The 24,589-nt window shown below is 62.8% G+C and carries 20 protein-coding genes; 17 read left to right on the top strand and 3 right to left on the bottom strand.

Annotated features, from left to right (window positions below):
- Positions 1–40: 40 nt before the first annotated feature.
- Positions 41–550: a peptidylprolyl isomerase gene (locus P1T08_05890; GenBank protein ID MDF1595609.1), complete on the bottom strand. Its 510-nt coding sequence runs from the start codon at positions 548–550 to the stop codon at positions 41–43.
- A gap of 101 nt (positions 551–651) precedes the next feature.
- On the bottom strand, positions 652–1,485 hold the full coding sequence (gene trxA / locus P1T08_05885; GenBank protein ID MDF1595608.1) for a thioredoxin: 834 nt from the start codon (positions 1,483–1,485) through the stop codon (positions 652–654).
- A 124-nt stretch (positions 1,486–1,609) separates the two neighbouring features.
- Between trxA and dapA the strand changes: the two genes are divergently transcribed.
- The 8 genes from dapA (at position 1,610) to P1T08_05845 (ending at position 12,578) form a co-directional block, all read left to right on the top strand.
- Complete coding sequence (dapA, locus tag P1T08_05880) at positions 1,610–2,494, top strand: 4-hydroxy-tetrahydrodipicolinate synthase (protein ID MDF1595607.1); 885 nt, start codon at positions 1,610–1,612, stop codon at positions 2,492–2,494.
- The gene (locus tag P1T08_05875) at positions 2,491–4,131 is read left to right on the top strand and encodes a ribonuclease J (GenBank protein ID MDF1595606.1); all 1,641 of its coding nucleotides are present in this window, start codon (positions 2,491–2,493) and stop codon (positions 4,129–4,131) included. Before dapA ends, P1T08_05875 begins: the two co-directional genes overlap by 4 nt.
- A gap of 70 nt (positions 4,132–4,201) precedes the next feature.
- Positions 4,202–5,011: a lysophospholipase gene (locus P1T08_05870; GenBank protein MDF1595605.1), complete on the top strand. Its 810-nt coding sequence runs from the start codon at positions 4,202–4,204 to the stop codon at positions 5,009–5,011.
- Positions 5,012–5,086: 75 nt separating this feature from the next.
- Positions 5,087–7,372 carry a DNA translocase FtsK 4TM domain-containing protein gene (locus P1T08_05865; protein MDF1595604.1) on the top strand — a complete coding sequence of 762 codons (2,286 nt, stop codon included), beginning with the start codon at positions 5,087–5,089 and terminating at the stop codon, positions 7,370–7,372.
- 69 nt (positions 7,373–7,441) lie between these two features.
- The gene (locus P1T08_05860; GenBank protein MDF1595603.1) at positions 7,442–9,169 is read left to right on the top strand and encodes a DUF3352 domain-containing protein; all 1,728 of its coding nucleotides are present in this window, start codon (positions 7,442–7,444) and stop codon (positions 9,167–9,169) included.
- Between the two features lie 86 nt (positions 9,170–9,255).
- Positions 9,256–10,284: a pyruvate dehydrogenase (acetyl-transferring) E1 component subunit alpha gene (gene pdhA / locus P1T08_05855; GenBank protein ID MDF1595602.1), complete on the top strand. Its 1,029-nt coding sequence runs from the start codon at positions 9,256–9,258 to the stop codon at positions 10,282–10,284.
- Entirely contained in the window at positions 10,284–11,261 is a 978-nt protein-coding gene (locus tag P1T08_05850) for an alpha-ketoacid dehydrogenase subunit beta (GenBank protein MDF1595601.1), read from the top strand. The genes pdhA and P1T08_05850 overlap by 1 nt, the downstream gene beginning before the upstream one ends.
- The gene (locus P1T08_05845; GenBank protein ID MDF1595600.1) at positions 11,262–12,578 is read left to right on the top strand and encodes a dihydrolipoamide acetyltransferase family protein; all 1,317 of its coding nucleotides are present in this window, start codon (positions 11,262–11,264) and stop codon (positions 12,576–12,578) included.
- A 61-nt stretch (positions 12,579–12,639) separates the two neighbouring features.
- Here P1T08_05845 and P1T08_05840 read toward each other — a convergent pair whose 3' ends face one another.
- Entirely contained in the window at positions 12,640–14,082 is a 1,443-nt protein-coding gene (locus tag P1T08_05840) for an XRE family transcriptional regulator (GenBank protein MDF1595599.1), read from the bottom strand.
- A gap of 124 nt (positions 14,083–14,206) precedes the next feature.
- On the opposite strand from P1T08_05840, the gene aceB reads away from it, so the two are divergent.
- The 9 genes from aceB to miaA all read left to right on the top strand — a co-directional run bounded on the left by aceB (position 14,207) and on the right by miaA (position 24,588).
- Positions 14,207–15,796 (top strand): malate synthase A, encoded by a 1,590-nt coding sequence (gene aceB, locus P1T08_05835; GenBank protein MDF1595598.1) that lies wholly within the window; start codon positions 14,207–14,209, stop codon positions 15,794–15,796.
- 14 nt (positions 15,797–15,810) lie between these two features.
- A complete protein-coding gene (aceA, locus tag P1T08_05830; protein ID MDF1595597.1) occupies positions 15,811–17,100 on the top strand; it encodes an isocitrate lyase in 1,290 nt (429 codons plus the stop codon).
- Positions 17,101–17,136: 36 nt separating this feature from the next.
- Positions 17,137–17,529, top strand: coding sequence for a hypothetical protein (locus P1T08_05825; GenBank protein MDF1595596.1), 393 nt, complete (start codon positions 17,137–17,139; stop codon positions 17,527–17,529).
- A gap of 17 nt (positions 17,530–17,546) precedes the next feature.
- Complete coding sequence (locus P1T08_05820; GenBank protein MDF1595595.1) at positions 17,547–18,791, top strand: competence/damage-inducible protein A; 1,245 nt, start codon at positions 17,547–17,549, stop codon at positions 18,789–18,791.
- Entirely contained in the window at positions 18,776–19,330 is a 555-nt protein-coding gene (gene thpR, locus P1T08_05815; GenBank protein MDF1595594.1) for an RNA 2',3'-cyclic phosphodiesterase, read from the top strand. Before P1T08_05820 ends, thpR begins: the two co-directional genes overlap by 16 nt.
- A gap of 163 nt (positions 19,331–19,493) precedes the next feature.
- A complete protein-coding gene (recA, locus tag P1T08_05810; GenBank protein MDF1595593.1) occupies positions 19,494–20,534 on the top strand; it encodes a recombinase RecA in 1,041 nt (346 codons plus the stop codon).
- 231 nt (positions 20,535–20,765) lie between these two features.
- A complete protein-coding gene (rny, locus tag P1T08_05805; protein ID MDF1595592.1) occupies positions 20,766–22,307 on the top strand; it encodes a ribonuclease Y in 1,542 nt (513 codons plus the stop codon).
- A 5-nt stretch (positions 22,308–22,312) separates the two neighbouring features.
- Complete coding sequence (gene miaB, locus P1T08_05800; protein ID MDF1595591.1) at positions 22,313–23,695, top strand: tRNA (N6-isopentenyl adenosine(37)-C2)-methylthiotransferase MiaB; 1,383 nt, start codon at positions 22,313–22,315, stop codon at positions 23,693–23,695.
- Between the two features lie 14 nt (positions 23,696–23,709).
- Positions 23,710–24,588, top strand: coding sequence for a tRNA (adenosine(37)-N6)-dimethylallyltransferase MiaA (gene miaA, locus P1T08_05795; GenBank protein MDF1595590.1), 879 nt, complete (start codon positions 23,710–23,712; stop codon positions 24,586–24,588).
- Position 24,589 lies beyond the last annotated feature (1 nt).

Below are 24,589 nucleotides of genomic sequence, written 5' to 3'. Positions count from 1 at the left end.
AGAGGTAGGCGGTCGGGGAGCCCGAGGGCTCTCGTTGTGGCTACCTCTCGGTGATCGTTACCCGGTTGATCGTGCAATCGCTGTTCGGACGATCTGATCGGTCTGTCGGCGTTGCCGCGATGGCATCGACGATCTCGAGACCATCCGTCACCTTACCGAAGATCGTGTAGGCGTGAGGGAGTCCGTAGTCCTGGTGCATGATGAAGAACTGGCTGCCGTTGGTGTTGGGGCCGGAGTTCGCCATCGCGACCGTGCCGCGGGCGTAGGTGCCGGGCCCGTCGAGTTCGTCACGGAACTTATAGCCGGGCCCGCCGCGTCCGGTCCCGGTGGGATCGCCGCCCTGGATCATGAAGCCTGAGATGACCCGGTGAAAGATGACACCGTCGTAGAAGCCGTCTTTGGCCAGGAATACCCAGTTGTTCACCGCCATCGGTGAGTTCACCGCGTCGAACTCGACTTCGACGTCGCCGTGGTTCGTGTGGAGCGTCGCCGAATACGTCTTGGCGAGGTCAATTTCGAAGTCGGGGGGAGCGGAGTACTGCTCGGCCATGGGTAACCTTTCATCGGAACGGTCCCGCAGTGTAAGGGATCGGTCGGGTTTTCTCCGCAATGCAATGGCGCGTTAAGCGTGCATAGCATTGCGGAGAAAGTTCAGAACAACGCGTTGGCGAGCCGCCGGCGGTACTCAATGGTCAGTGGGTTGTCCGCACCGAGGACTTCGAACACGTCGAGAACGGCGGTGCGGGCGTCATCCATCAGGTCGCCCTTGCGGGTGATTACCTCGAGGAGCAGATCGAGTCCCTGCTCGTACTGGTGGCCCGCGATTCTCGCTCTTGCCAGGTCCACCTGCACCGTTTCGTTTTCCGGATCTCCGGCCAGTTTGGCTTCGAGATCTTCAACTGAGATAGCGCCGGGTGTGCCGAGTCGCGCCGCTGCCCGCAGGCGGTCGACCCCGACGCTCGACGGGAGCGGTTCGAGGATTTCGAGTGCCGCCTCTGTGTCGCCGTCCAATAGCTTCAGCGAGGCGAGTGCCACGGCCGCACCCTCGTGTTGTCCGTCGGCCTCGAGCACCTTCAGGTACATGGCCGCGGCTTCTTCCTCCCTACCCTCGTTGACCAGGCCATTTGCGACGGCCACGAACTCATCGAGCGGGTTGGGCACAAAACCGGCCAGCCACTTCTCGACCTGCGGTTCCGGCAGAGCGCCGGTGAAACGGTCGACTTCTTGGCCGTCCTTGAAAGCAACCACGGTAGGGATCCCCTGCACGCCCATCTGTGCGGCCAGAGCCTGGTTCTGGTCCACGTCGACCTTGGCCAACTCGAACGCGCCATCCGCTGCATTGGTGAGACGCTCGAGGCTGGGCCCGAGCGTTCGGCACGGTTGACACCATTCCGCCCAGAAGTCCACGACGACCGGAACCTCAGATGAACGCTCGATGACTTGCTGGTTGAACTCCGCGGTGTCGACGTCGCGTACGTGAGACACGGCTACCTCTCTGGCTGGACAATCGGAGGTTTCAGGTTAGTGAGGCCGGCCCGCATACCAGGAAGGCTGAACCGGGATCTCCGAGGCTCTAGGCTTGGTCATAACCCGCATAGGAGGCAGGTCGTTGATAGCGCCATTTGGTGAAGTTCTCACTGCCATGATCACCCCGTTCGGCGAGTCGGGGGGAATCGATTACGACAAGGTCTGGCGGCTGGCCCGCTACCTCGTCGACAATGGCTCCGATGGGCTCGTTGTGACCGGCACCACCGGGGAGTCGCCGTCGCTGTCTCCCGACGAGAAGGTGGCTCTGTATCGAGCTGTGGTCGAGGCGGTGGGCGACCGGGCCAAAGTGGTGGCAGGTACTGGTACATACAACACAGCCGAGTCTGTCGAACTCTCCCGGCGGGCGGCTGAGGCGGGCGTCCACGGTCTGATGGCCGTCACGCCGTATTACTCGAAGCCTGATCAGGCTGGTCTCGTTCGGCACTTCTCAACGATTGCGGACTCGACTGATCTCCCCGTTCTGCTCTACAACATCCCTTCTAGAACGGGTCGGCTGATCGAGGTCGAGACCCTCGGTCGACTGGCCGCGCACCCCAACATCGTGGCGGTCAAGGATGCAGTCCAGGACATCGACCACACCGCCCAGTCTCGGCTTGCCCTACCCACCGAGTTCGCCATCTACTCGGGGCAGGACAGCTTCACGCTGGCGATGATGACGGTTGGTGCCGTCGGTGTGGTGTCCGTCGCTTCTCATCTCGTCGGCAAGCACATAAAGCGAATGGTTAGGTCTGTTCACGAAGGCGACTGGGCTGAGGCGCAGCGCCTCAACTACGGCTTGCTGCCCGTCTTCTACTCGTGCTTCACCGAGCCCAATCCGATGCCCGTCAAGGCGGCGATGAACCGATTGTGGGAGCCGGTCGGGGAGCCGCGTTTGCCACTGGTGGCGGCGCGCACTGAGACGGTTGATGCCATCGAGATCGCGCTCGGCAAGGCTCAATCGCTGTGAGCGTTTCCGTCACTTTCCTCGGAGGCCTGGGCGAGATCGGTCGTAACTGCGCGGCGATCGAAATCGACGGAAAGATCGCCATGATCGACTGCGGGTTGATGTTTCCGGAGGAGGACATGCTGGGCGTCGACCTGGTGTTCCCGGATTGGTCGTGGATCTTGGACCGCAGCAAGGATGTCGAGTGCCTGATCCTCACCCACGGGCACGAGGATCACGTAGGCGCCCTGGCCTATCTACTCAACGACTTGAACATCCCCGTCTACGGCACAGAGCTTTCGGTTGAACTAGCCCGCGGCCGTATCGAGGAGCTGGGCGTCAAACCGGACCTTCGGGCAACGCCTACGAAGGAGTGGACCGAACACGGGCCTTTCCGGTTCATGCTGGTACCCGTGTCCCACTCGATCCCGCAAGGGGCCGGCGTCGCCTTCGACACGCCGGAGGGCATGGTGGTCCACTCCGGCGACTTCAAGCTCGATCCCACCCCGATCGATTCAACGCCGACCGACCTCCCGACCTTCGCTCACCTGGGTAGACGCGGAGTCCGGCTGCTCATGGCCGATTCGACGAATGCTGAAGTGTCCGGGTTTGTTCCATCTGAACGGTCGCTGGCCCAACCGATCGAGCGGATTGTTCACACCGCACCGGGTCGAGTGATCGCAGCATGTTTCGCATCCCATGTGCACCGGGTTCAGCAGATCGCCGACGCCGCGCTCGACGACGGTCGAACCATCGCGTTCCTGGGACGCTCGATGCATCGCGTGACCGGTGTCGGAGCACGGCTCGGCGTGCTGGACATCCCCGCGGACCGGATCGTCGACGTCGAAGACCTTGTCGGCCTGCCGCCCGATCGACAGATGCTGATCACGACTGGAGCGCAGGGCGAGCCTTTCGCGGCGCTCTCGCTGATGGCGTCGGGCTCCAGCAAGTTCGTGGAACTCGGCGAGAACGACACGGTGCTGATCAGCGCCACGCCGATCCCCGGCAATGAGCGGGCGGTGTCGCGGGTGATTTCAAAGCTCCATCGCTCGGGAGCGCGCGTCTTCCACGGTCGCAACGCGCAGGTCCACGTCTCGGGTCATGCCGCACAGGAGGAACTGAAGACGTTCATCAATGTGATCCGTCCGGACGTCTATGTGCCGATCCATGGTGAGTACCGGCACCTCTCCGCCAACGCCGACCTCGCTGAAGAGATGAAGGTGCCCCACATCTTCGTTCTCGAGGATGGGGACCGGATCGTGCTCGACGGCGCCGACACATACGTGGAGCGAAGGGCTGTTCCGGCCGGGTATGTCTATCTGGATGGATCCGGAGTCGGCGACATCAAGCGGGCCGTTCTCCGGCGGCGCCGTCATCTGGCCGATGAGGGCGTCGTGGTTGTCACCGTCGGTGTCAACATCGCGCAGTGCGCCGTTGAGTACGGGCCGATCATGGACAGCCACGGTTTCATGGACGAACCGGACGCAGTCCTGGAAAAGGCGGCAGAGGCGGTGCGGGTTGCCGTCGCCAAGATGGGCGAAAAGGCTCGCAAGACGGATCACACTGCTCTTCAGCAGGCGGTGCGGCAGGCGGCGTCGACGATCATCCGCTCAGAGACCTCGCGGCGGCCGGTGGTGCTGCCGCTCATCCTGGAAACCTGACCGTTTTCGCGCGGGGATCGAACCCCATAGGGTGGGAATCCCGCGCGAAAACACTCAAGAGGTGAGATGAATGGGACAAGCGAGTTTCGTTGGGGCCGAAGGCAACGTGGTCTACCACGAGTGGCAACCTGAGGGAGACGTACTTGGCGTTCTCCTGCTCGTCCACGGATATGCCGAGCATGGTGCACGCTACGCCCATGTAGCCGCGGCGTTGAACGCGAGGGGCTTGGCCGTCTACGCGGAAGACCATCTCGGGCACGGCCGGAGCGACGGCGATCGCGCCCTGATCACCGACTTCGAACACATCGTCGACGATCTGCGCACACTCGCAGACATAGCTCTTCTCGAGCATCCCGGCGTCCCGCTGGTCATGGCCGGCCATTCGATGGGCGGCCTGCTGACTGCGCGTTTTGCGGAGCGGTACCCGTCGGAACTCGCCGGTGCCGCCTTCCTTGGAGCGGTCCTCGGAGATTGGCAGTGGGCGCGTGGAGTCCTCTCGCTTCCGGAGATCCCGTACCAGGAAGCCGAGTACTCAGGTATGTCCCGTGACCCGGAGACCGTCCGTCAATACGCGGAAGATCCACTCGTCTATCACGGTCAGTACAAGCGCTCGCTCCTCGAGTCGGAGATCGTGGCACTCGATTCGTTCAACGCCGAGATCGAACGCATCACAATGCCGGTGTTGTTCTTGCATGGAGCGGCCGATCCCTACGTTCCGTACCGGGACTCTTTGCATGCGATCGAGCGGATGGCATCCGATGACAAGACCATGCGGGTCTACCCCGGTGCCCGCCACGAGCTGGTCAATGAGCTGAACCGAGACGAAGTGATACGCGACCTGATGCAATGGTGCGAACGCGTCATCAAAGTGGCGCCTTAGGCGTTCGCGCGCTCCGCGCGCAGTTGCGCGCGGAATGATTGGTCGAGTGCTCGTTGAGGTGTAGAGTGACCGTGAATGGCTACCCGGACACCCACCCGCCGGGGGACAAACGGTCGGAAGCGGGTGTCCACCAAGACAACCAAAAAGAAGCTGTCCCGGAAAGATCGGGTCTCCATGCTGGCGAGACTACGGGCTTTCATCCGGGAGGCACTCGGCCGCCAGGCCGATGACGTGTGGGGCGTCGTCCTCCTCGTTGTGGCTGCTCTCATGGGCCTCGGGTTCTTCGGCGAGGCCGGCCCCGTAGGCGGTGGCATCGTCTCGGTCCTTCGACTGTTGTTCGGTCTCTGGTCGATCGTGTTCCCTCTAGCCCTGGCCGGACTCGGGCTCGTCCTCATCATCGGCAAACACCGCGATGACTACGGGCGGCTGACCATCGGTCTCGTGACGGCCTTCGTCGGATCACTGTCGCTCTTCCACCTGCTCACCGGCACCGTTCCGCTGTGGCCGGACGTGGATCCGGTCATGGAACGCGGCGGTGCCGTCGGATCGCTCCTTTCGTTTCCCCTACGCCGCGTGATCGGATATTGGGGAGCCTTCGTAGTGCTGACCTCGTTGACCTCCGTGGGTGTGCTGATCCTGTCGAAGGCCACCGTCCGTCAAGTCTTTGTGGCGATCGGGGAGATCGCCACGGCGCTGCGCGCCTGGGCGAGTTCGATTCGTATGCCGGCCCGTCCTGCCCGCCACGCTCGTCTGGCCGCCGGCGCCCACCGGCCCGCACCGCCCCGCCCGACCTCGCAGCCGCCTTCCGCCGCCGGACCCAAGCGCAAGGCACCCGCCGCCAAACCAAAGGGCAAGGCCCACCCGGGACCCGGCCAGATCAGGATCGAGCTTCCCGACCCCAAACCTGGAGAGGGTTATCGCAAGCCGCCATTGACGCTCCTGAAGAGCGGCGGAGGGGAGTCACAGTCGAAGCGCATTCTCGAACAGACCGCTCTCGACCTCGAGGACACGCTGCGCCAGCACGGAGTCGATGCCCGTCTCACCAAGATCGTCCCGGGTCCGACGGTGACACGCTACGAGATCGAACTCCAACCCGGCGTCAAGGTTTCGCGAGTGACCAGCCTGGCCAACGATATCGCCTACGCGTTGGCCACCCCCGACGTTCGCCTGCTGGCCCCGATTCCCGGCAAGAGCGCAATCGGGATTGAGGTTCCCAATCGAAAGCGGCGTCTCATTACCCTCGGCGATGTACTCCAAGCGGCCGACGACGATTTCGGCGGGCACCCGCTCGAGGTTGGCCTCGGTATGGACATCGCGGGCCGTCCGAAGCTCATCAACCTCTCTGAGCTACCCCACGTGCTGATCGCCGGGGCCACAGGCGCCGGAAAGTCTTCGTGCATCAACTCGATCGTGACCTCGCTCTTGATGCGAACGACTCCGGACGACGTTCGCCTGATCATGATCGATCCCAAGCGAGTTGAGCTCGGCCAGTACAACGGTGTTCCCCATCTGTTCACCAAGGTCATCACCAACCCGAAGAAAGCCACCGATGCCCTCAAGTGGGCAGTGGCCGAGATGGACCGCCGTTACGACCTTCTGGCCGATGCGCACGTTCGGGATATCGACGGCTACCGGGAGAAGTGGGAGGCAGGCGAGCTCGATCGAGATGGATTCGACCGGTTCCCATTCGTGGTGGTGATCGTCGACGAATTGAACGACCTCATGATCGTGGCCGGACGCGAAGTCGAGGAAGCGATCGTGCGTATTGCACAAATGGCGCGTGCGGTCGGAATCCACCTCGTGATCGCCACGCAACGCCCGTCCGTTGACGTCATCACCGGCGTCATCAAGGCCAACATCCCGAGCCGGATGGCTTTCTCTGTCGCATCCCAGGCCGACAGCCGGGTCATTCTCGATGGATCCGGCGCCGAGAAACTCATCGGGATGGGCGACATGCTCGTCGTGACCGCCAAAGAGCCGAAGGCAGAGCGCATTCAGGGCGCCTGGGTATCCGAAGAAGAGGTCCACGCAGTGGTCGGTTGGGTCAAGAAGCAGCGAGAGGCCCAATATCAGGATCACGTGATCGAGACGCTGGCCCAAGAGGCCAGGGCCACCGTCGGCGAAGAAGATGATGACGACGCCGAACTGGTGAGACAGGCGATCGATCTCGTCGTGCGGTCGCAACTCGGGTCCACATCGATGTTGCAGCGCAAGTTGCGAGTCGGGTTCGCCAGAGCAGGCCGGATCATGGATACCCTCGAACGCAAAGGCGTGGTTGGTCCATCCGAGGGTTCAAAGGCCCGCGCCGTCCTTATGAACGTCGATGACCTCGAGTCGATGTACGCCTCCACCGAGAGCTAGTCGACAAATCCCCTTCATTTCCGATTCGTTCGGGACGATAATTGGCGTCCGCGAAAGAATCGATGCGAAATGCCCGACGCGACGGGGCCTGCCGGTCCGCCCGAACAACCTCACCCGGATCCATTCACTCCGGAAGGAACACTCGGCTGGGATCCCGAGATACAGGTGGTGGGCACCGCCGGCTCCGGGCCGGCACCGAAGAGCAGACCGTGGCTGGCACTCGGTGCGGCCGCGCTTGTCGTGTTCGTGATCGGTGGAGGGGCACTGGCCATGCGGTCATTTCTCTCAACTTCGGTAGCTGCGGCAGAGATCATGTCCCCCGACACTGAGTTGTTCTTCAGTGTTGACTTCCTCCAGTTCCTCGAGGGAGACGCCCGCAAACTCAACGACACGATCTTTTCGATGGTTGAGGCATCCGGCGAGACGGCTGCTGCCGATCTGCGCGACATGGACGGCCTGATCGATGAGATCGACTCGGCGATGCAGGATGCGCTCGGCGTCGACTTCACCGACGACATCCGGCCCTGGGTAGGGCGGACGTTGTCGGTGTCGGTGTCTGGCATCGAGAGCTTCTCGACCCGTGAGGTCCCCGACGTGCTCGTCATCCTCGAATCGCGGGACGGAGGAGCCGCCGATCAGTTCCTCTCCGACTTCGCCGACGGACTGCAACTCGCCACCGGGACGAATGTTGTCCGGGGAACATACAACGGGGTTGAGATCTTCATCGCGTCGGACGACGGCGACTTCGATCCTCCGTTGGTCTTTGCCCGGATCGGGTCGATGGTGGCATTCGGAACCCAGCAAGCTGTTGAGAAAGCCATAGATGCCGATAGCGGCCTGTCGTTGGCCGACAATGAGGCCTTTGCCGCCGTCATGGATGCCCTCCCGGCCGACCGCGTCATGTCGCTCTATGTGAACGGTTCCGCCTTCTCAAACGCGTTCGAGGTCGAGGGCTTGGATCCTTCCATTTTGAACGACTTCGGGAACGACACATTCGGCGGGTCCTTCACCATTGCCGACTACGGCGTACGGTTTGAGGGTGTCGTTCTCGGTGATGACCCCACCGGAGGGCTCGTCATCGATTCGGGCGAGGTCGTTGGGGACCTGCCCGTTGACACGTTCGTCATGGTCGGCGGATGGTCGATGGCGTCCTACTGGGACCTCATCGCCACGGCCGCCGGCGGAACAGACGCCGATGATCTGCTGGCCGAAGCCGGGGCTGAGCTCGGTATCGACCTCGATAGCTTCCTCAGCTTGCTCGACGGCCCATCCGCCTTCGCGCTCGTCGAATCACGAGAAGGACTGATGGCCCAAGAGCTTTCCCTACCCCTCGGTCTGGTCGGCTTGTTCGGTACGAGCAGACCGGTGGAGGTCGAAGGGTACGTCGATGACCTCATCGGCTACGCCACGAGGAATGGATTCGAGGACTTGACGAGAACCACAATCGAGTCCGGGACATTCTGGCTGGCCGGCGGCGATGGAACCGAAGCGGCCGCGGTCGGCGTGACGGACACGTATTTGGCCGCGGCATCCAGCCTCGATCTGGCGGCCTCGATCGGCTCGTCTCCTTCCCTGTCGGAGAATGCAGAGTTGCGGGCGGCAGCCGATGCGATCGGCGTCGATCCGGGTGCCCTCATGCTCTTCGTCGACACCCAGGCCCTCATCGATGTATTCGAGGCTCCTGCCGACATGGCGGAGGCGCTGTCACCGCTCGGTCCTATGGCGGCTGCGTATGAGGTTGACGCAACTATGACGCGGGGTGTGTTCGTCTGGCTGATCGATTACGTGGAGGAGTAGGGCCGGGGACTGTTACCGGGTGCTTCTGTGCGACGTGTGAGGAGCTAGCGCGCCACCTTCGCGCCGCGCACTAGATTGTGGAGTCCATGCTCCAGATTCTTACGCCCGAGGGTGAACTCGTCGGCGAACCACCCGTCGACATCCCGATGACACGCAAACTGTATCGCGCCATGGTGGCGGCCCGCATGTTCGACCGGAAGGCCACCGCGATCCAGAAGCAAGGCCGGTTGGCGACCTATGCCCCTTTTGAGGGCCAGGAAGCGGCCCAGGTCGGGAGTGCCGCGGTGCTGCGACCGGACGACTGGATGGTGGCCACCTACCGGGATGCCGCCGCTATGTGGATGCAAGGGTATCCGTGGGAACTGCTGCTCGCAGGGCGGACGGGACACGAGCGGGGTGGGTCGCCGCCCGACTACGTGAATGTCCTCCCGCCGTCGATCACGGTCGGTGCGCACATGTTGCACGCCGTCGGTCTGGCGTGGGCTGAGCGCCTTCTGAGCAGTGAGCGCATTGCCATCACCTATTTCGGAGACGGGGCAACATCCGAGGGGGATTTCCACGAAGCGATGAACTTCGCCGCCGTGTTTCACACCGGCACGGTGTTCTTCTGCCAGAACAATCAGTACGCCATCTCGATGGGTTTCACCGGACAAACGGCCACCGAAACGATCGCGCAGAAGGCGGGCGCGTACGGCATGCCGGGGGTCCGGTTGGACGGCAACGACCTCTTCGCCGTCTACTGGGCGGCTAAAAAAGCAGTCGAACGAGCGCGAAGTGGGAACGGGCCAACGCTGATCGAGGCGGTGACCTACCGGCTCGGACCGCACACCACCAGTGATGACCCGACTCTGTATCGCGACGAAGGCGAAGTGGAAACGTGGCGATCGCGCGATCCGCTCGAGCGGGTGCGCCGCTACTTGGAAATCAACGATGCCTGGGATGAAGAGTGGCAGAAGCACATCGAGGGTGAAGAGAGCGCGGTCGTTGAACGGGCCGTTCAACTGGCGGAGGGCCTGCGGGCTCCGGACTCCGATGCGCTCTTCGACTCGATGTTCGCCGAACCAACTTCCGACCTCGAACGCCAGCGCAGCCTTCTCGAATCCGAGGGCGGCTGATGGCGGTTCGCACTCTGGCCCAGGCGATCACCGACGCACTGGATATTGCCCTCGGCCAGGACGACCGCGTGCTCCTGATGGGCGAGGACGTCGGTAAGACGGGGGGAGTGTTCAGGCTCTCGAGTGGCCTCTACGAGAAGTACGGGCCGGAGCGGGTGATCGATGCTCCGGTTGCCGAGTCGGGAATCATCGGCACCGCATTCGGGATGGCGGTCGCCGGGATGCGCCCGGTCACCGAGATTCAGTTCATGGGATTCTCCTATCCTGCCTACGACCAGATCGTCTCGCACGTGGGACGGATTCGGAATCGGTCCCGGCATCGTTTCACAGCTCCGATGGTGATTCGGATGCCCTTCGGCGGAGGGATCGGGGCGGCGGAACATCACTCGGAATCGACCGAGTCGATCTATGCGCACACGCCCGGGGTGAAGGTTGTCGTCCCGTCGACGCCCTACGACGCCAAGGGGATGCTCCTCGAGGCAATCGAAGATCCGGATCCGGTCATCTTCCTCGAGCCGATTCGCCTCTACCGGTCGGTGAAGGAGGAGATCCCGGACGGGCCGTACCGGGTTCCGCTCGGACTGGCGCGCGTTCTGGCGTCCGGCGACGACGTATCGATCATCACCTACGGTGCCATGACGGCCACCGCCCGCAAGGCCCTGGCCGTCTTGTCGCAGGAAGGCGTGTCGGCCGAGTTGATCGACCTGCGCAGCATCGTCCCGCTGGATCTCGACACCATCTTGGAGTCCGTCCAGAAGACCGGTCGGGCGGTCGTGGTCCATGAGGCTCATCGCACCGCCGGATTTGGCGCTGAGGTGGTTGCGCAGATTCAGGAACATGCTCTGTTCTCGCTGCTGGCGCCCGTCCAGCGCGTTACCGGGTGGGACACGATCGTCCCGCTCAAGCTGGCGGAACACCATTACGTCCCGACCGCCAACCGGATTGTTGCTGCGGTTGGAAAGACATTGGAGGATTAGGTGGCGCAGGAGTTCCGTCTGCCCGATATCGGTGAAGGCTTGACCGAGGCCGAAGTTGTTCAGTGGCTCGTGGAGGTCGGTGACCCGGTTGGTGTCGATCAGCCCCTCGTGGAACTGGAGACGGACAAGGCAGTGACCGATATTCCCTCGCCGTTCGCAGGCGTAGTGCTTCACCGGGGGGGAGAGGCCGGGTCAACGATCATGGTCGGGGAGATCCTGGTCGTCATCGGCTACGAAGGCGAGGAGTGGGCGCCGACCGGCCAGGACGAAGCCGCGCAGGAGGCGGCGCCCATCGTCGGGACGCTCTCCCACGAGGCCGAGCTGCTCGGAGCGGGAGCTCGAGAATCCGGATCGATTCCCGAACGCCCGAAAGCGCTGCCCCTGGTGCGGAAGCTCGCCAGAGAACGCGGGGTCGATCTCGAAGCCGTGCAGGGGTCCGGTCCGCTCGGTCGGATCACTCGTGAAGATGTTCTTGCCGCCATCGACGGCCCGGCCGCCATCGACGGCCCGGCCGCCATCGACGGCGCGACCGCAGACGTCGATGAGTTCGACATTGACGAACCGGCGGGTGAGCCACCCATGGAGGCCCCCTACAAGGCACCGCCGGCTCCGGAGACGGTCGTGACACCGTCGGGTGACGAGGAACGCGTTCGGATGAGCAGGCTGCGGCGGACTATTGCCGACCGGATGAGCCGGTCGTGGGCGGAGATCCCACACGTCACAGCCTTCGACTCGGCCGATGCCGGCCGCTTGCTGGCGGCCAGGCGAGCTCTGGCAAGACGGGGAAGCGCCGACACGCCGATCGAGGCGCTGATCGTCAAGGCAGTGATTCCGGCGCTGCGCGCCTTCCCGGAGTTCAATGCGTCGATCGACGGCGAGGACCTGGTGTTCAAGCGGTACTTCAGCATCGGTGTGGCGGTGGATACCGATGACGGGCTGATCGTGCCGGTGCTCCATGATGTTGGAGAGGCCGGCGTAGCCGACCTGGCGGTTGAAATCGCCCGGCTGGCGGAATCTGCTCGAGCCAGGACCCTCGAACCCGGCGAGCTGGCCGGGGCGACGTTCACACTTTCGAACATCGGAGCCGTCGGCGGGGGATACGGCACACCGATCGTCCCACACGGCACCACCGCCATCCTGTCGCTCGGGAAGGCAGAGGATCAAGCCGTCGTCCGCGACGGGAAAGTGGTGGCGGCGCCGATGATGCCGCTGAGCCTCTCATACGACCACCGCGTCATAGATGGAGGTCTCGGAAGGCGGTTCCTGGCGATGATCGTCGAAAACCTCGAGGAACCGGCCCTCTTCCTGGCGGAGTAACCCGTTCTTGCGTCGCTCTGGGGCGCATACCGCCGAGGAACCACGCAAGAACGGGGTGGGATTACACCACCGGGTGCTTCTCGAGGAACTCGTACATCTCGGTCATGTCGACGCCGGGGAAGGTTCCGGCCGGCAACGCGGCGAGGATGTGTGAGTGGGGTCGGGCCGACGGCCAAACCATGCCTTCCCAACGGGCGATGAGATCCTGTGGTGGTCGACGGCAACAGTCGCCGTCGGGACAAGCTGAGGCGGTGTGGTTGTCGGTTTCGCGTCCCCGGAACCACTTGGCCTGATCGAAGGTCGTCCCCACGGTCACCGCGTGCAAAGGTTCGCGGTCGGCCTCTACGTGGGTCGATGACCAGAACGTGCCGGCAGGAGTGTCGGTGTACTGGTAGTGAATCGAGAACTTGTCACGCGACTGAAACACCATCCGTGTTCCCCAGTTCCGGCACAGGCGCTGGCCTTCGATGGCGCCGTTGGGGTCGGCGGGGAAGGGAACGTGATCGTTCTCATATGCCTTCCAGATGATGCCGTCCTCGTCGGAGCGAATCATGTGGACGGTCAGGTTGAGGTGTTTGGTGGCCAGGTTCGTGAAACGATGCGCGGCCATTTCATACGAGACGTAGAACCGTTCCTTGAGGTCCTCGACGCTCAGGTCGCGCGCGAAATGAGCTTCGCTCAGGAACGGCGCCGCCGACGACTCGGGCACCAGGACCGCTCCGGCGAAGTAGTTGGCTTCGAGGCGCTGCCGCAGGAAGTCCCCAAAACCTTTGGGGTCGGTATGGCCGAGCACGAAGTGGCCGAGGGTTTGCAGCACCACCGAACGGGCGGCCCTGGTGCGGAGAGCGTTTCGTTGAGGAATGAAGATCCGGTTGTTCCGAAGGTCGGTGATGGATCGAACCGCGTGAGGTACGTCGTCGGTGGGATGCACGGTAAACCCGAAATGGCCTGCGAGATCGAGGAGGTTGCGCTGGGAGAGCGCCCCCGACCCCGAGAATCCGATCGCCGCCAGCGCCCGGCGGGCGGCGGCCTCGATGTCGCCGAAGTAGTTGCCCACCTCACGCTGGTAGAGCCGGAGTGCGGCGTTCTCCCGGCGAGCTTCCTCAGGGGTTGCGGCTCGCACTTGTGCACGGTCGCGCAGCCCTTCAAACAAGCCGACGATGGCTTCGAGCGCGTCATCGGGCACCCGGGCGGACGGCTTGAGATGGGGCAATCCCAGCTCGCGATAGAGGGGGTCGTTCTGGATGCGTTCGATCGAGATTTCGAGGCGGGCCCTCTTCGACGGGGGAGTCGAGTCGAGGAGCTCGGGCACCGGGGTGTCGAGGGCCTCGGCCAGAGCGGAAATCAGCGAGAGCTTCGGCTCTCGCTTGCCATTCTCGATCGTCGACAAGTACGGGGCCGGCTTTCCCACTCGTTCTCCCAGTTCGTCGAGAGTGAGGCCCGCCGACTTCCGGAAATGCCGGAGCCGATGTCCGAAGACGAGTGGATCGAGTTGCTCGGCCAAGATCACGCGCTCCTGCCTATACGATAAGAACCCTCAATATTACCGCGCAAATCGCCTCCGGTGGCTGCCCCGGTAGAAGAAGATGTCTTCTTGCAGCATCTAGGTCACCGTTGAGAGGAATCACATGGCCGACAATACAGAGGTGAGGGGACCCATCGAAGGACGAGGCGGAGAGATCCTGTCCGACGAGGCACTCGCTTTCATCGCCGATCTCCACCGGCGTTTCAACCGGCGCCGCCAAACACTGCTTGCAGCCAGAGCCGAACGGCAGTTGCGCATCGACGCCGGTGAGATGCCCGAGTTCCTCGTCGAAACCAAAGACATTCGCGAGGCCGACTGGTCGGTCGCCGCCATCCCGGACGACCTACTTGATCGTCGAGTCGAGATCACGGGACCGGTAGAGCGCAAGATGATGATCAACGCCCTCAACTCGGGAGCCAAGGTGTTCATGGCCGACTTCGAGGACTCGAATACCCCGAATTGGGCGAACACGATCGATGGGCAAGCCAACCTGATCGATGCTCATGAGCGAACCATCAGCTTCGAGAACCCCGATGGGAAACGCTACGCATTGAACGAAGACACTGCCACGCTCCTCGTTCGGCCCCGCGGGTGGCATCTCGACGAGAAGCATGTGCTCATCGACGGCGAACCGATTTCGGCCAGCCTGTTCGACTTCGGGATGTACATGTTCCACTCCGCCAAGCGGGCAATCGCGGTGGGGACCGGCCCGTATTTCTATCTTCCCAAGCTCGAGAGTCACCTCGAAGCGCGTCTCTGGAACGATGTCTTCCTGGCAGCACAAGACGAACTCGGGATCCCGCGTGGAACCATACGGGCCACCGTTCTGATCGAGACGATCCTGGCCGCTTTCGAGATGGACGAGATCCTCTACGAACTTCGGGAGCACTCCGCCGGCCTCAACGCCGGGCGCTGGGACTACATCTTCAGCGTCATCAAGAAGTTCAGGAACCACAACGATCTGATCCTTCCCGATCGCACCCAGATCACCATGACCGTTCCCTTCATGCGGGCCTACACCGATTTGCTGATCAAGACGTGTCACCGGCGCGGTGCCCATGCAATGGGCGGCATGGCAGCCTTCATTCCCAACCGGCGGGACCCGGAGGTGACGGAGCGGGCACTGGCCGCAGTTCGGGCCGACAAACTGCGCGAAGCCGGTGACGGTTGTGACGGAACCTGGGTGGCGCATCCCGATCTCGTCCCTATCGCGATGGAAGTGTTTGACGAGATCCTGGGCGACCGTCCCAATCAGATCGACCGTAAACGCGACGACGTTGAGGTCGACGCCGGCCAACTCATCGACACCGCCGTGGTGGGAGGCAAGATCACGGAACAGGGTGTGCGCACCAATGTGCGGGTCGGAATCGAGTACATGGCCTCGTGGATGCGCGGGAACGGTGCCGCTGCCCTCTACGACCTCATGGAGGATGCGGCTACTGCTGAGATATCGCGCAGCCAGATCTGGCAGTGGGTTCACAACGCGGCCAAACTCGACGATGGTCGCGCCCTCACCGCCGAGCTCGTCGACCAGATCATCTCCGACGAGATGAGCAACATCCGTGAGATGGTCGGTGCCGACTTCTTTGACACCGGCCTCTACGAGGAGTCCCGTCGTCTCTTCGAGACGGTCGCGGTTGCGCCGGACTTCCAGGAGTTCTTGACCATTCCCGCCTACGAACTGATTGATTGAAAGGAACCATCCAAATGACCGTTGACGAACGCGTCCGTAACCAGGCGGAGCTGATCCAAAAGGACTGGGACACCAACCCCCGTTGGGCGGGCATCCAGCGCGACTACACCGCCGAGGATGTCGTGCGATTGCGCGGGTCGATCCGGGTTGAGAACAGCCTGGCCCGTCAGGGTGCCGAACGATTGTGGGAACTGCTCGGAACTCGTGACTATGTGAACGCACTCGGCGCCCTGACGGGCAATCAGGCGGTGCAGATGGTCAAGGCCGGTCTGGAGTCGATCTACCTGTCCGGGTGGCAGGTGGCCGGTGACAACAACCTGGCCGAACAGGTTTATCCGGACCAGAGTCTGTACCCGGCCAATAGTGCCCCTTCCCTGGTCCGGCGGATCAACAACGCGCTGAGGCGAGCCGATCAAATCGAGTGGTCGGAAGGCAAAGGCGATCACCATTGGATGGCCCCGATCGTGGCCGACGGAGAAGCAGGGTTCGGAGGCCCACTGAACGTCTTTGAGCTGACCAAGTCGTTCATCGAGGCAGGCGCCGCCGGCGTCCACTACGAAGACCAGCTCTCCTCCGAGAAGAAGTGCGGCCACATGGGTGGGAAGGTTCTCGTTCCCACGAGTCAGGCGATTCGCAACTTGAAGTCGGCGCGTTTGGCCGCAGACGTCCTCGACGTGCCGACGGTGATCATGGCCAGGACCGACGCCAACGCCGCAGCCCTTCTCACCTCCGATATCGATCCGCGCGACCACGATTTCACGACCGGTGTACGCACAGAAGAGGGCTTTTTCGAGACCCGGGCCGGGCTCGACCAGGCCATCGCCCGTGGCCTCGCCTATGCGCCGTACGCAGACCTGATCTGGTGTGAGACTGCCCATCCCGATCTCGAAGAGGCGCGCCGGTTCGCAGAAGCCATCCACGCCGAGTATCCGGGGAAGCTCCTTTCCTACAACTGCTCGCCGTCGTTCAACTGGAAGAAGTACCTGGACGATGCCGAAATCGCCAGTTTCCAGAAGGAACTGGGGGCGATGGGTTATAAGTACCAGTTCATCACGCTGGCAGGGTTCCACTCGCTGAACGCGGCCATGTTCGATCTGGCGCTCGGCTACAAGAACGAAGGCATGACCGCCTATGTGAGAGTGCAGCAGCACGAGTTCGATATTGAGGAGCGTGGTTACACGTCGACTCGCCACCAGCGCGAGGTGGGGGCCGGCTACTTCGACATGGTGGCCATGACGGTGGGCGAGTCTGCCACGCTGGCGTTGGACGGCTCAACCGAAGACGAGCAGTTCTTCGAGGGCTGATCCCTCCAGAGGAGTCCCGGGCGTTAGCCTGGGACGATGGAGACGAACGACCTCGATGCAATCCTGGCTGAGATGGGACGGGTCATTGACCGGTTGGCCGGCCTCCCCGACGATGCACTCGAGGAGCGCCACCGGCTCAAGGAAGAACAGAAGCACCTGCGCGAACGAGCGGCCACCGCTCGAATTGGTGCGGCGATCGATCGACCGTCCCTCGAGGCCGAGCTCGAACATCTGCTAATCAGATGGGATGCGCTCCAGAAGACCCGGATTGATGTCGTGGCGCAATCCGGGGGCGGGAGCCAGGGCGGCGACGCTTTTTCCGGCGCGCACGCCGTCCGCGTCAACCAGCAGATCGACGCAGCCATGGGTCGGCGGGAGATCGAAGACCGGATAGCAGACATTCGTCGTTTGCTGGACGAGAAGACGTAGAACCTGGAGCTTCATACTTGATTGTCGAAGTCATTGCAGTGGGTACTGAACTGCTGCTGGGCCAGATCACCAACCGTAATGCGGCCTTCCTCGGCGAGAAGCTGGCGGAGTCGGGTTTCGACGCCCACTACCAGGTCGTCGTCGGAGACAACCTCGACCGGATGGTCGATGCGATCAAGATTGCACTCGGCCGGGCAGATGTCATCATCATGACGGGCGGGATCGGCCCGACCCAGGACGATGTCACCCGGGAGGCGATCTCGGCGGCGACGGGCCGTCCACTCGTGTTCAGTCAGGAGTTCGCCGAGCGTCTTCGGTCCTTTTGGGAAGCACGCGGGCGCCGGATGCCGGAAAGCAATCTCCGTCAGGCTGAATACCCGGAAGGGGCAGAGCAGATCCCCAATCTGAAGGGGACTGCTCCTGCGATAGCCCTGCAGCACGATGGCCGCTGGATCTTCGCACTGCCTGGAGTCCCGGAAGAGATGCACTACCTGATGCAACACGAAGTACTCCCGCGGCTGCGGACCGCGGCAGGCGTCGATCAGGTCGTGCTGAGCCGCCTTCTGCGAAGTTGGGGACGATCTGAGTCGCAGGTAGCCGAGCTGCTCGACGATATCTACCACGGGTCGACGAATCCGAGCATCGCCTTCCTGGCGTCGGCCGCTGAGATCAAAGTCCGTATCACAGCCAAGGCACGCACCGAAGCAGAAGCAACTCGATTGATCGCACCCTATGAAGGGACGATCCGGGAGCGACTCGGTGCTTCGGTGTTCGGTGTCGACGATGAAACGATCGAACGGGTCATCCTGGGTCTGCTCGAGGAACGGCAATGGACGATGGCCACCGCTGAGTCGGCGACGGCCGGCCTGATCGCCGCCCGCATGACTTCGGTGCCCGGGGCGTCGAAGGTCTTCCGGGGTGGGGTGGTCGTGTACGCCACGGATCTCAAGGCTTCGCTCCTCGATGTGCCACAGGAGATCCTGGATGAGGGTGTGGTGAGCGAGGCGACGGCTTTGTTCATGGCAGAGGGAGCAGCCGCTCGTCTGCGGGCCGATGTGGCGGTGGCCGTTACCGGATCGGCAGGCCCGGACCCCCAGGAACGGGCGGCCGGCACGATGGTGATCGCCGTGCATACCCCCGAGGGTTCACGGGCGCGGGTAATGCGGTTGCCGGGCGACCGGGAACGGGTCCGTACGTACGCCGCCACCGCGGCCCTGCATCTGGTTCGCCTGGCTCTGGTGGGGGAATGGTGGGAAGCGTAGGCAGGCTCTTCATCGGCGTCGACCTGCGGTCCGACACCAGACAAGCGCTGGCGGCGCTGCTGACTGAACACGCCCAAGGACGTTTGCCCGGACGGGTGGTGCCACCCATGAACTGGCATCTGACCCTGCGGTTCCTCGGTGAGGTCGGGGCCGTCGAGTTTGACCGTCTATTGATGGAGTTGGCGAGTGCTCGCCTCGGAGCGCCGTTCGACATCGGGTTCGATGGACTCGGCGCCTTTCCTCGCTCGGAGCGTGCCACCGTACTTTGGGTCGGGATCAACGAGGGTGAGTCACAGCTTCAAAGGTTGGCCGGAGTTGTGGAAGAGGGCGTTGCAGGCGCCGGCTTCCCGTCCGAAGACCGTCCGTTTCGCGCCCACCTGACGTTGAGCCGGATCCGGCCACCGCAAGATGTCTCGACGCTCATTGCCGGAACCAGCCCGGTGCGGGTGCGGATGCTGGTTGATGAGGTCACGCTGTTCCGGAGCCACCTCGAACACGGCGAAACCAGGTACGAGGTACTCGAGAGCTTCGGCCTATGAACTGAGCTCAGAACCCAGAACCTAAAACCTAAAACCTAGAACTTGGAATTGGCTCGAATTCCTTGCCTCCGAACACACGTTCGCCTAGTCTTCGAACCACAATCGTGGTATTTGTCACACCGGCGACATACCGTTGGGGAAGACTCAGACGAAAGGGAACTTTGTGGACAACGACAAGTCTCTCGACATGGCCAAGTCACAGATCGAGCGTCAGTTCGGCAAGGGCGCAATCATGCGGCTCGGAGAAAGAGCACATCAGCGAGTCGATGTGATCTCGACCGGGGCTCTGTCGCTCGACCTCGCCCTCGGCATCGGCGGCGTTCCGCGTGGCCGGGTCGTCGAGATCTACGGCCCTGAGTCCAGCGGTAAGACAACTCTCGCGCTCCATGTGGTAGCCGAAGCGCAGCGCAACGGCGGCATCGCCGCCTTCATCGATGCCGAGCACGCGCTCGACCCGATCTACGCCAAGGCGCTGGGTGTCGATGTGGACGAATTGCTCATCTCCCAACCTGACACCGGGGAGCAGGCACTCGAGATAACCGACATCCTGATCCGCTCTGGAGCGCTCGACGTCGTGGTCATCGACTCGGTGGCAGCCCTCGTACCTCGCGCCGAGATCGAAGGCGAAATGGGGGACACCCATGTCGGTCTTCAAGCCCGGCTCATGTCACAGGCGCTGAGGAAACTCACAGCCAACATCAGCCGGTCGCAAACCACGGCGGTGTTCATCAACCAGCTCCGTGAGAAGATCGGTGTGATGTTCGGATCACCCGAAACCACACCGGGCGGACGAGCCCTCAAGTTCTACGCGAGTGTGAGGATCGATATTCGGCGCATAGAAGCGATCAAGGAAGGCCAGGACAACGTTGGTAACCGCGTCAGGGCGAAGGTCTCCAAGAACAAACTGGCGCCGCCGTTCCGCCTTGCCGAGTTCGACATCATGTTCGGAGAAGGCATTTCCAGGGAAGGCAGCCTGCTGGACGTGGCCGTTGAACAAGGAATAGTGCGCAAGAGCGGCGCCTGGTACAGCTACGACGATGATCAGCTCGGCCAGGGGAGGGAAGCCTCGAAGCGCTTCCTGCGGGAGAACCCTGAAGTTTCCGTCCAGCTTCAGGCCAAGGTCATGGAGGCCGTCGGGCTGATCGAGGCCGAGGAAGACGAGGCCGAGGAACCGGCCGAAGAAGAGCTAACCGACGAGCGGTGAGTGGACAGAGGTGGGTTTGGGGACGGAATGATCTGCCCCAAACCCACCTCTCATCGGGTACCATGTGCGGCAAGCACACACTTAAAACAAACTGAAACGCTAAATACTGTGGTCGAGATACAGAGGAGAAACGGAACGAGAACGAGGGACTGACGAACTTCTCTTTCGTTCGTGTGTGTGCCGAGCCGGCTGGCTCGGCATGTCTGTATCTCCCACAGGAAGGTGGGAGCGATGGAACCGTTATGGGCGTTGTTGATCGGCGTTCCGGCGGTGCTGGTAGGAGCGGTGATTGGATTCTTCTCGACGCGCACGAACCACCTGCGAAGGCGAGGAGACACGGACACCAGCGCAGGACAAGTACTCGGCGATGCCAGGCTTGAAGCCCAACGCCTCCTGGCGCGAGCCGAGGAAGAAGCTCGTGCGGTCGCCGAAACGTATCGAGATCGTGAGGACGCCACACTCGAGCACCGTCGAATCGAGATGCTTACGTCACAGGATCGTCTCGCTAAGCGGGAGGAGACCCTCGAGCAACGTGCGTCGAATCTGGCGCAGCGTGAACAACTGCTGATCCAGCGCGAATCAGAATTGGCCGACCATCGTGCGGCAATCGAGTCGTTGCGTGAGGAGGGCCGTACGGCTCTAGAGCGGCTGGCCGGTTTCGACGCCAAGGCCGCCAAACAGGAGTTGATGACGAAGGTCGAGGACGAAGCCCGTCGCGATGCGATGGTCATGGTCCGGGACATGGAGATCAAAGCACGAGAGGAGTCCGACCGACGAGCCAGGAGGATTCTGACGACTGCGATCCAGCGGCTCTCTTCGGAGGTCGTTACCGAGAGCACCGTGTCCGTCGTGGCGCTGCCCAGCGATGAGATGAAGGGGAGGATCATCGGCCGGGAAGGCCGCAACATTCGCGCCTTCGAAGCCATCGCCGGCGTCAACCTGGTCGTCGATGACACCCCGGAGGCTGTTTCGGTATCTTCGTTTGATCCGGTCCGCCGGGAGATTGCCCGCATCACCCTGGAGAAACTGGTGACCGACGGCCGGATTCATCCGGCCTCGATTGAACAATCGTTCGAGAAGGCCAAGGCCGAGGTCGAACAAAGCGTCAGGGATGCTGGGGAGTGGGCACTGCTCGATGTCGGTATGGCTCGCATGCATCCTGAACTGGTGACGTTGCTCGGCCGTCTGAAGTACCGGACCTCGTACGGGCAGAACGTGCTGAGCCATGTCGTAGAGTCCGCCCATGTTGCGGCCATGTTGGCCGCCGAGATCGGAATCGACCCCGTGCACGCCAAGCGCGCCGCCTTGCTTCACGACATCGGCAAGGCGATTACCCATGAAGTTGAAGGGTCCCACGCATTGATCGGGGCGGAGATAGCCCGGCGATTCGGAGAGGATCCGGCCGTTGTTCACGGCATTGAGGCACACCACAACGAGATCGAGCCGCGCACCCTGGTGGCCGTGCTGGTCCAAGCTGCCGACGCGGTCTCGGCTGCCCGTCCCGGTGCACGGCGGGAGGCGTTGGAATCGTACGTCCGGCGGTTGGAGCGACTCGAGGAACTGGCCGGTGCGTTTGAGGGTGTTGAGCGCGTCTTTGCCATGCAGGCAGGACGGGAAGTGCGGGTCGTGGTTGATCCGGGCACTCTCGACGATCTGGAGGCTGCGGATCTTGCCAGACGCATTGCCCGCCAGATGGAGGAGGACCTTCAGTATCCCGGCCAGATCCAGGTAACCGTGATCCGGGAGTTCCGGGTCACCGATTACGCCAGGTAGCGACAATGGTCCAGCCCGTCTTGATCGCAGACCCGACGCGCAAGGAGCGTCGCCGTCCGACCCGCCAGGGTAAGACGTATTTTCTGCGCACGTTCGGCTGCCAGATGAACGAACACGATTCGGAGCGCATCGCTGGCCTCTTCGAGGCCGATGGGATGCTGCCGGTGTCGGATTACGCGGCGGCAGACGTGGTGTTCATAAACACGTGCACGATTCGCGAGAACGCCGACAACCGCCTATACGGCCATCTGGGCCATCTGAAGCAGTTGAAGGACGAACTGCCCGGCAAGGTGCTGATCGTCGGCGGGTGTGCCGCCCAGAAGGACCGTGAAACTGTTCGCAGGCGAGCCCCGTGGGTCGACGTGGTGCTGGGAACTCACAACCTCGACCGGGTACTCGATCTCATGGACCACGCTCAGGAGTGGGGTCCGATCACCGAGATCGCCGAGGAACTCCAGAGCATGCCGTCGGATCTACCGGTCCGACGGGAACTGGCGCACTCGGCATGGGTGACTATCCAGGTCGGCTGCAACAACACTTGTACGTTTTGCATCGTCCCGGCGGTGCGCGGCGTCGAGATAAGCCGCAGGCCGGGTGACATCGTTCGCGAAGTCGAACGTCTGGCGGCAGACGGCGTCGTTGAGGTGACTCTGCTCGGTCAGAATGTCAATACCTACGGACGCGATCTCGCCATCGACGGCCGGCGTAGACCGGTCTTCGCCGAATTGCTGAGGAGAGTCGGCGAGGTCGAGGGAGTCCGGCGGATCCGGTTCACGAGCCCCCATCCGGCGGACTTCCGGGAGGACGTTGCTCTGGCCATGGCGGAGACCGAGGCGGTCTGCGAGCAACTTCATCTTCCGCTCCAATCGGGCAGTTCGCGTGTCCTGGCCCGTATGCACCGTGGATACAACGTAGAGCGCTACCTGTCCCGCCTCGAGCTGGCCCGCCGCATCATCCCCGACCTGGCCGTCTCAACCGACATCATTGTGGGGTTCCCCGGCGAAACCGAGGAGGACTTCGACATGACGCTCGACGTCGTGCGGGAGGCACGGTTCGATCAGGCGTTCATGTTCCAGTTCTCGCCGCGGCCCGGGACAGAGGCGGCGTTACGGGTTGATGAATTCGTCGACCCGGCGATCGCGCAGGAGCGATTCAATCGCCTGCTGGAGGTCCAATCCGACAATTCGGTGGCGCTGAATCGCGCCCAACTCGGCAAAAGGGTAGAGGTGCTGGCCGAAGGCCCGTCCAAGAAGGATCGGACCGTAGCCACGACCCGCACCCGCGGTGGACGCGTCGTCCACATAGCCGGGGCTTATCCACCCGGCACATTCCTCGACGTCGAGATAACGAAAGCGGCCAAGCACCACCTGATCGGGAGCCCGATCTGAGCCTGATTTGTGCCGTGCTCGGCCCGACCGCCTCGGGTAAGTCCGATGTAGCGTTGCGACTTGCGGAGGATCTCGGTGCGGAGATCATCAGTGTTGATTCGATGCAGGTCTACCGGCGAATGGACATCGGTACGGCCAAGGCCACTCTGGAGGAACGGAAGCGAGTCCGGCATCATGGGCTCGACCTCGTCGAACCGTCGGGAGTTTTCAGTGTCGCCGAGTATCAGCAGATCGGTAGAGCGGTCATGGAGAACTCGTCCGTCCCGCTGGTCATCGTCGGGGGTTCCGGCCTCCATTTTCGGGCTCTGGTCGACCCGCTGCGGTTCCGCCCGCACGACGCCGCGCTGAAAACCGAGCTCGAGGCGCTCTCGCCCGAGGAGAGCGTGGCGCGTCTGAAAGTCATCGATGAGATGGCCGCCGGGCATATCGACCTGGCCAACCCGCGACGGGTGACGCGGGCACTCGAAATCGCTGAGTTGACGGGCGAGACGCCGAGCTCCCGCGCCGTTTCGGAGGAACAGAGAAGCCTGGACGCCTACCACCCGCTGTTTGCATTCAAAGCAATAGCACTCGACCCGGGCCCGGGACTAGCTAGGCGCGTGACCAACCGCCTGAAGTCTATGGTCGATGCAGGCCTGGTGGAGGAGGTAGCCGGCTTGGCCGCGGAGATGGGGCGAACGGCGCGCCAGGCGGTTGGATACAAGGAGTTGCTCCCCGTCGTTGCAGGGGAAACCTCGCTGGCAGAAGGGATTGAGGCGGCCCGCCGGGCGACACTGGCGCTGGTGAAGCGGCAGCGAACCTACTTCCGTCGAGATCCCCGCCTGAAATGGTTAACGTGGTCTGACGACGCCGACGAGCGATATCGATTGGCCGCCGCCGGGTTGAGGAGTTGAA

The organism is Acidimicrobiia bacterium, assembly GCA_029210695.1.
In the GTDB taxonomy this organism is placed as follows: Bacteria; Actinomycetota; Acidimicrobiia; order Spongiisociales; family JAHEDJ01; genus JAHEDJ01.
Note: the sequence above shows the minus strand (reverse complement) of the source record. Positions and strands in the feature narration are given on the sequence as shown.

What these genes read in the sequence shown, in the direction of transcription:
- P1T08_05890 (MDF1595609.1), bottom strand. Translation starts at nt 550, where the DNA reads ATGGCCGAGCAGTACTCCGCTCCCCCCGACTTCGAAATTGACCTCGCC.
- P1T08_05870 (MDF1595605.1), top strand. Translation starts at nt 4,202, where the DNA reads ATGGGACAAGCGAGTTTCGTTGGGGCCGAAGGCAACGTGGTCTACCAC.
- P1T08_05865 (MDF1595604.1), top strand. Translation starts at nt 5,087, where the DNA reads ATGGCTACCCGGACACCCACCCGCCGGGGGACAAACGGTCGGAAGCGG.
- P1T08_05860 (MDF1595603.1), top strand. Translation starts at nt 7,442, where the DNA reads ATGCCCGACGCGACGGGGCCTGCCGGTCCGCCCGAACAACCTCACCCG.
- pdhA (MDF1595602.1), top strand. Translation starts at nt 9,256, where the DNA reads ATGCTCCAGATTCTTACGCCCGAGGGTGAACTCGTCGGCGAACCACCC.
- P1T08_05850 (MDF1595601.1), top strand. Translation starts at nt 10,284, where the DNA reads ATGGCGGTTCGCACTCTGGCCCAGGCGATCACCGACGCACTGGATATT.
- aceB (MDF1595598.1), top strand. Translation starts at nt 14,207, where the DNA reads ATGGCCGACAATACAGAGGTGAGGGGACCCATCGAAGGACGAGGCGGA.
- aceA (MDF1595597.1), top strand. Translation starts at nt 15,811, where the DNA reads ATGACCGTTGACGAACGCGTCCGTAACCAGGCGGAGCTGATCCAAAAG.
- P1T08_05825 (MDF1595596.1), top strand. Translation starts at nt 17,137, where the DNA reads ATGGAGACGAACGACCTCGATGCAATCCTGGCTGAGATGGGACGGGTC.
- thpR (MDF1595594.1), top strand. Translation starts at nt 18,776, where the DNA reads ATGGTGGGAAGCGTAGGCAGGCTCTTCATCGGCGTCGACCTGCGGTCC.
- rny (MDF1595592.1), top strand. Translation starts at nt 20,766, where the DNA reads ATGGAACCGTTATGGGCGTTGTTGATCGGCGTTCCGGCGGTGCTGGTA.
- miaB (MDF1595591.1), top strand. Translation starts at nt 22,313, where the DNA reads ATGGTCCAGCCCGTCTTGATCGCAGACCCGACGCGCAAGGAGCGTCGC.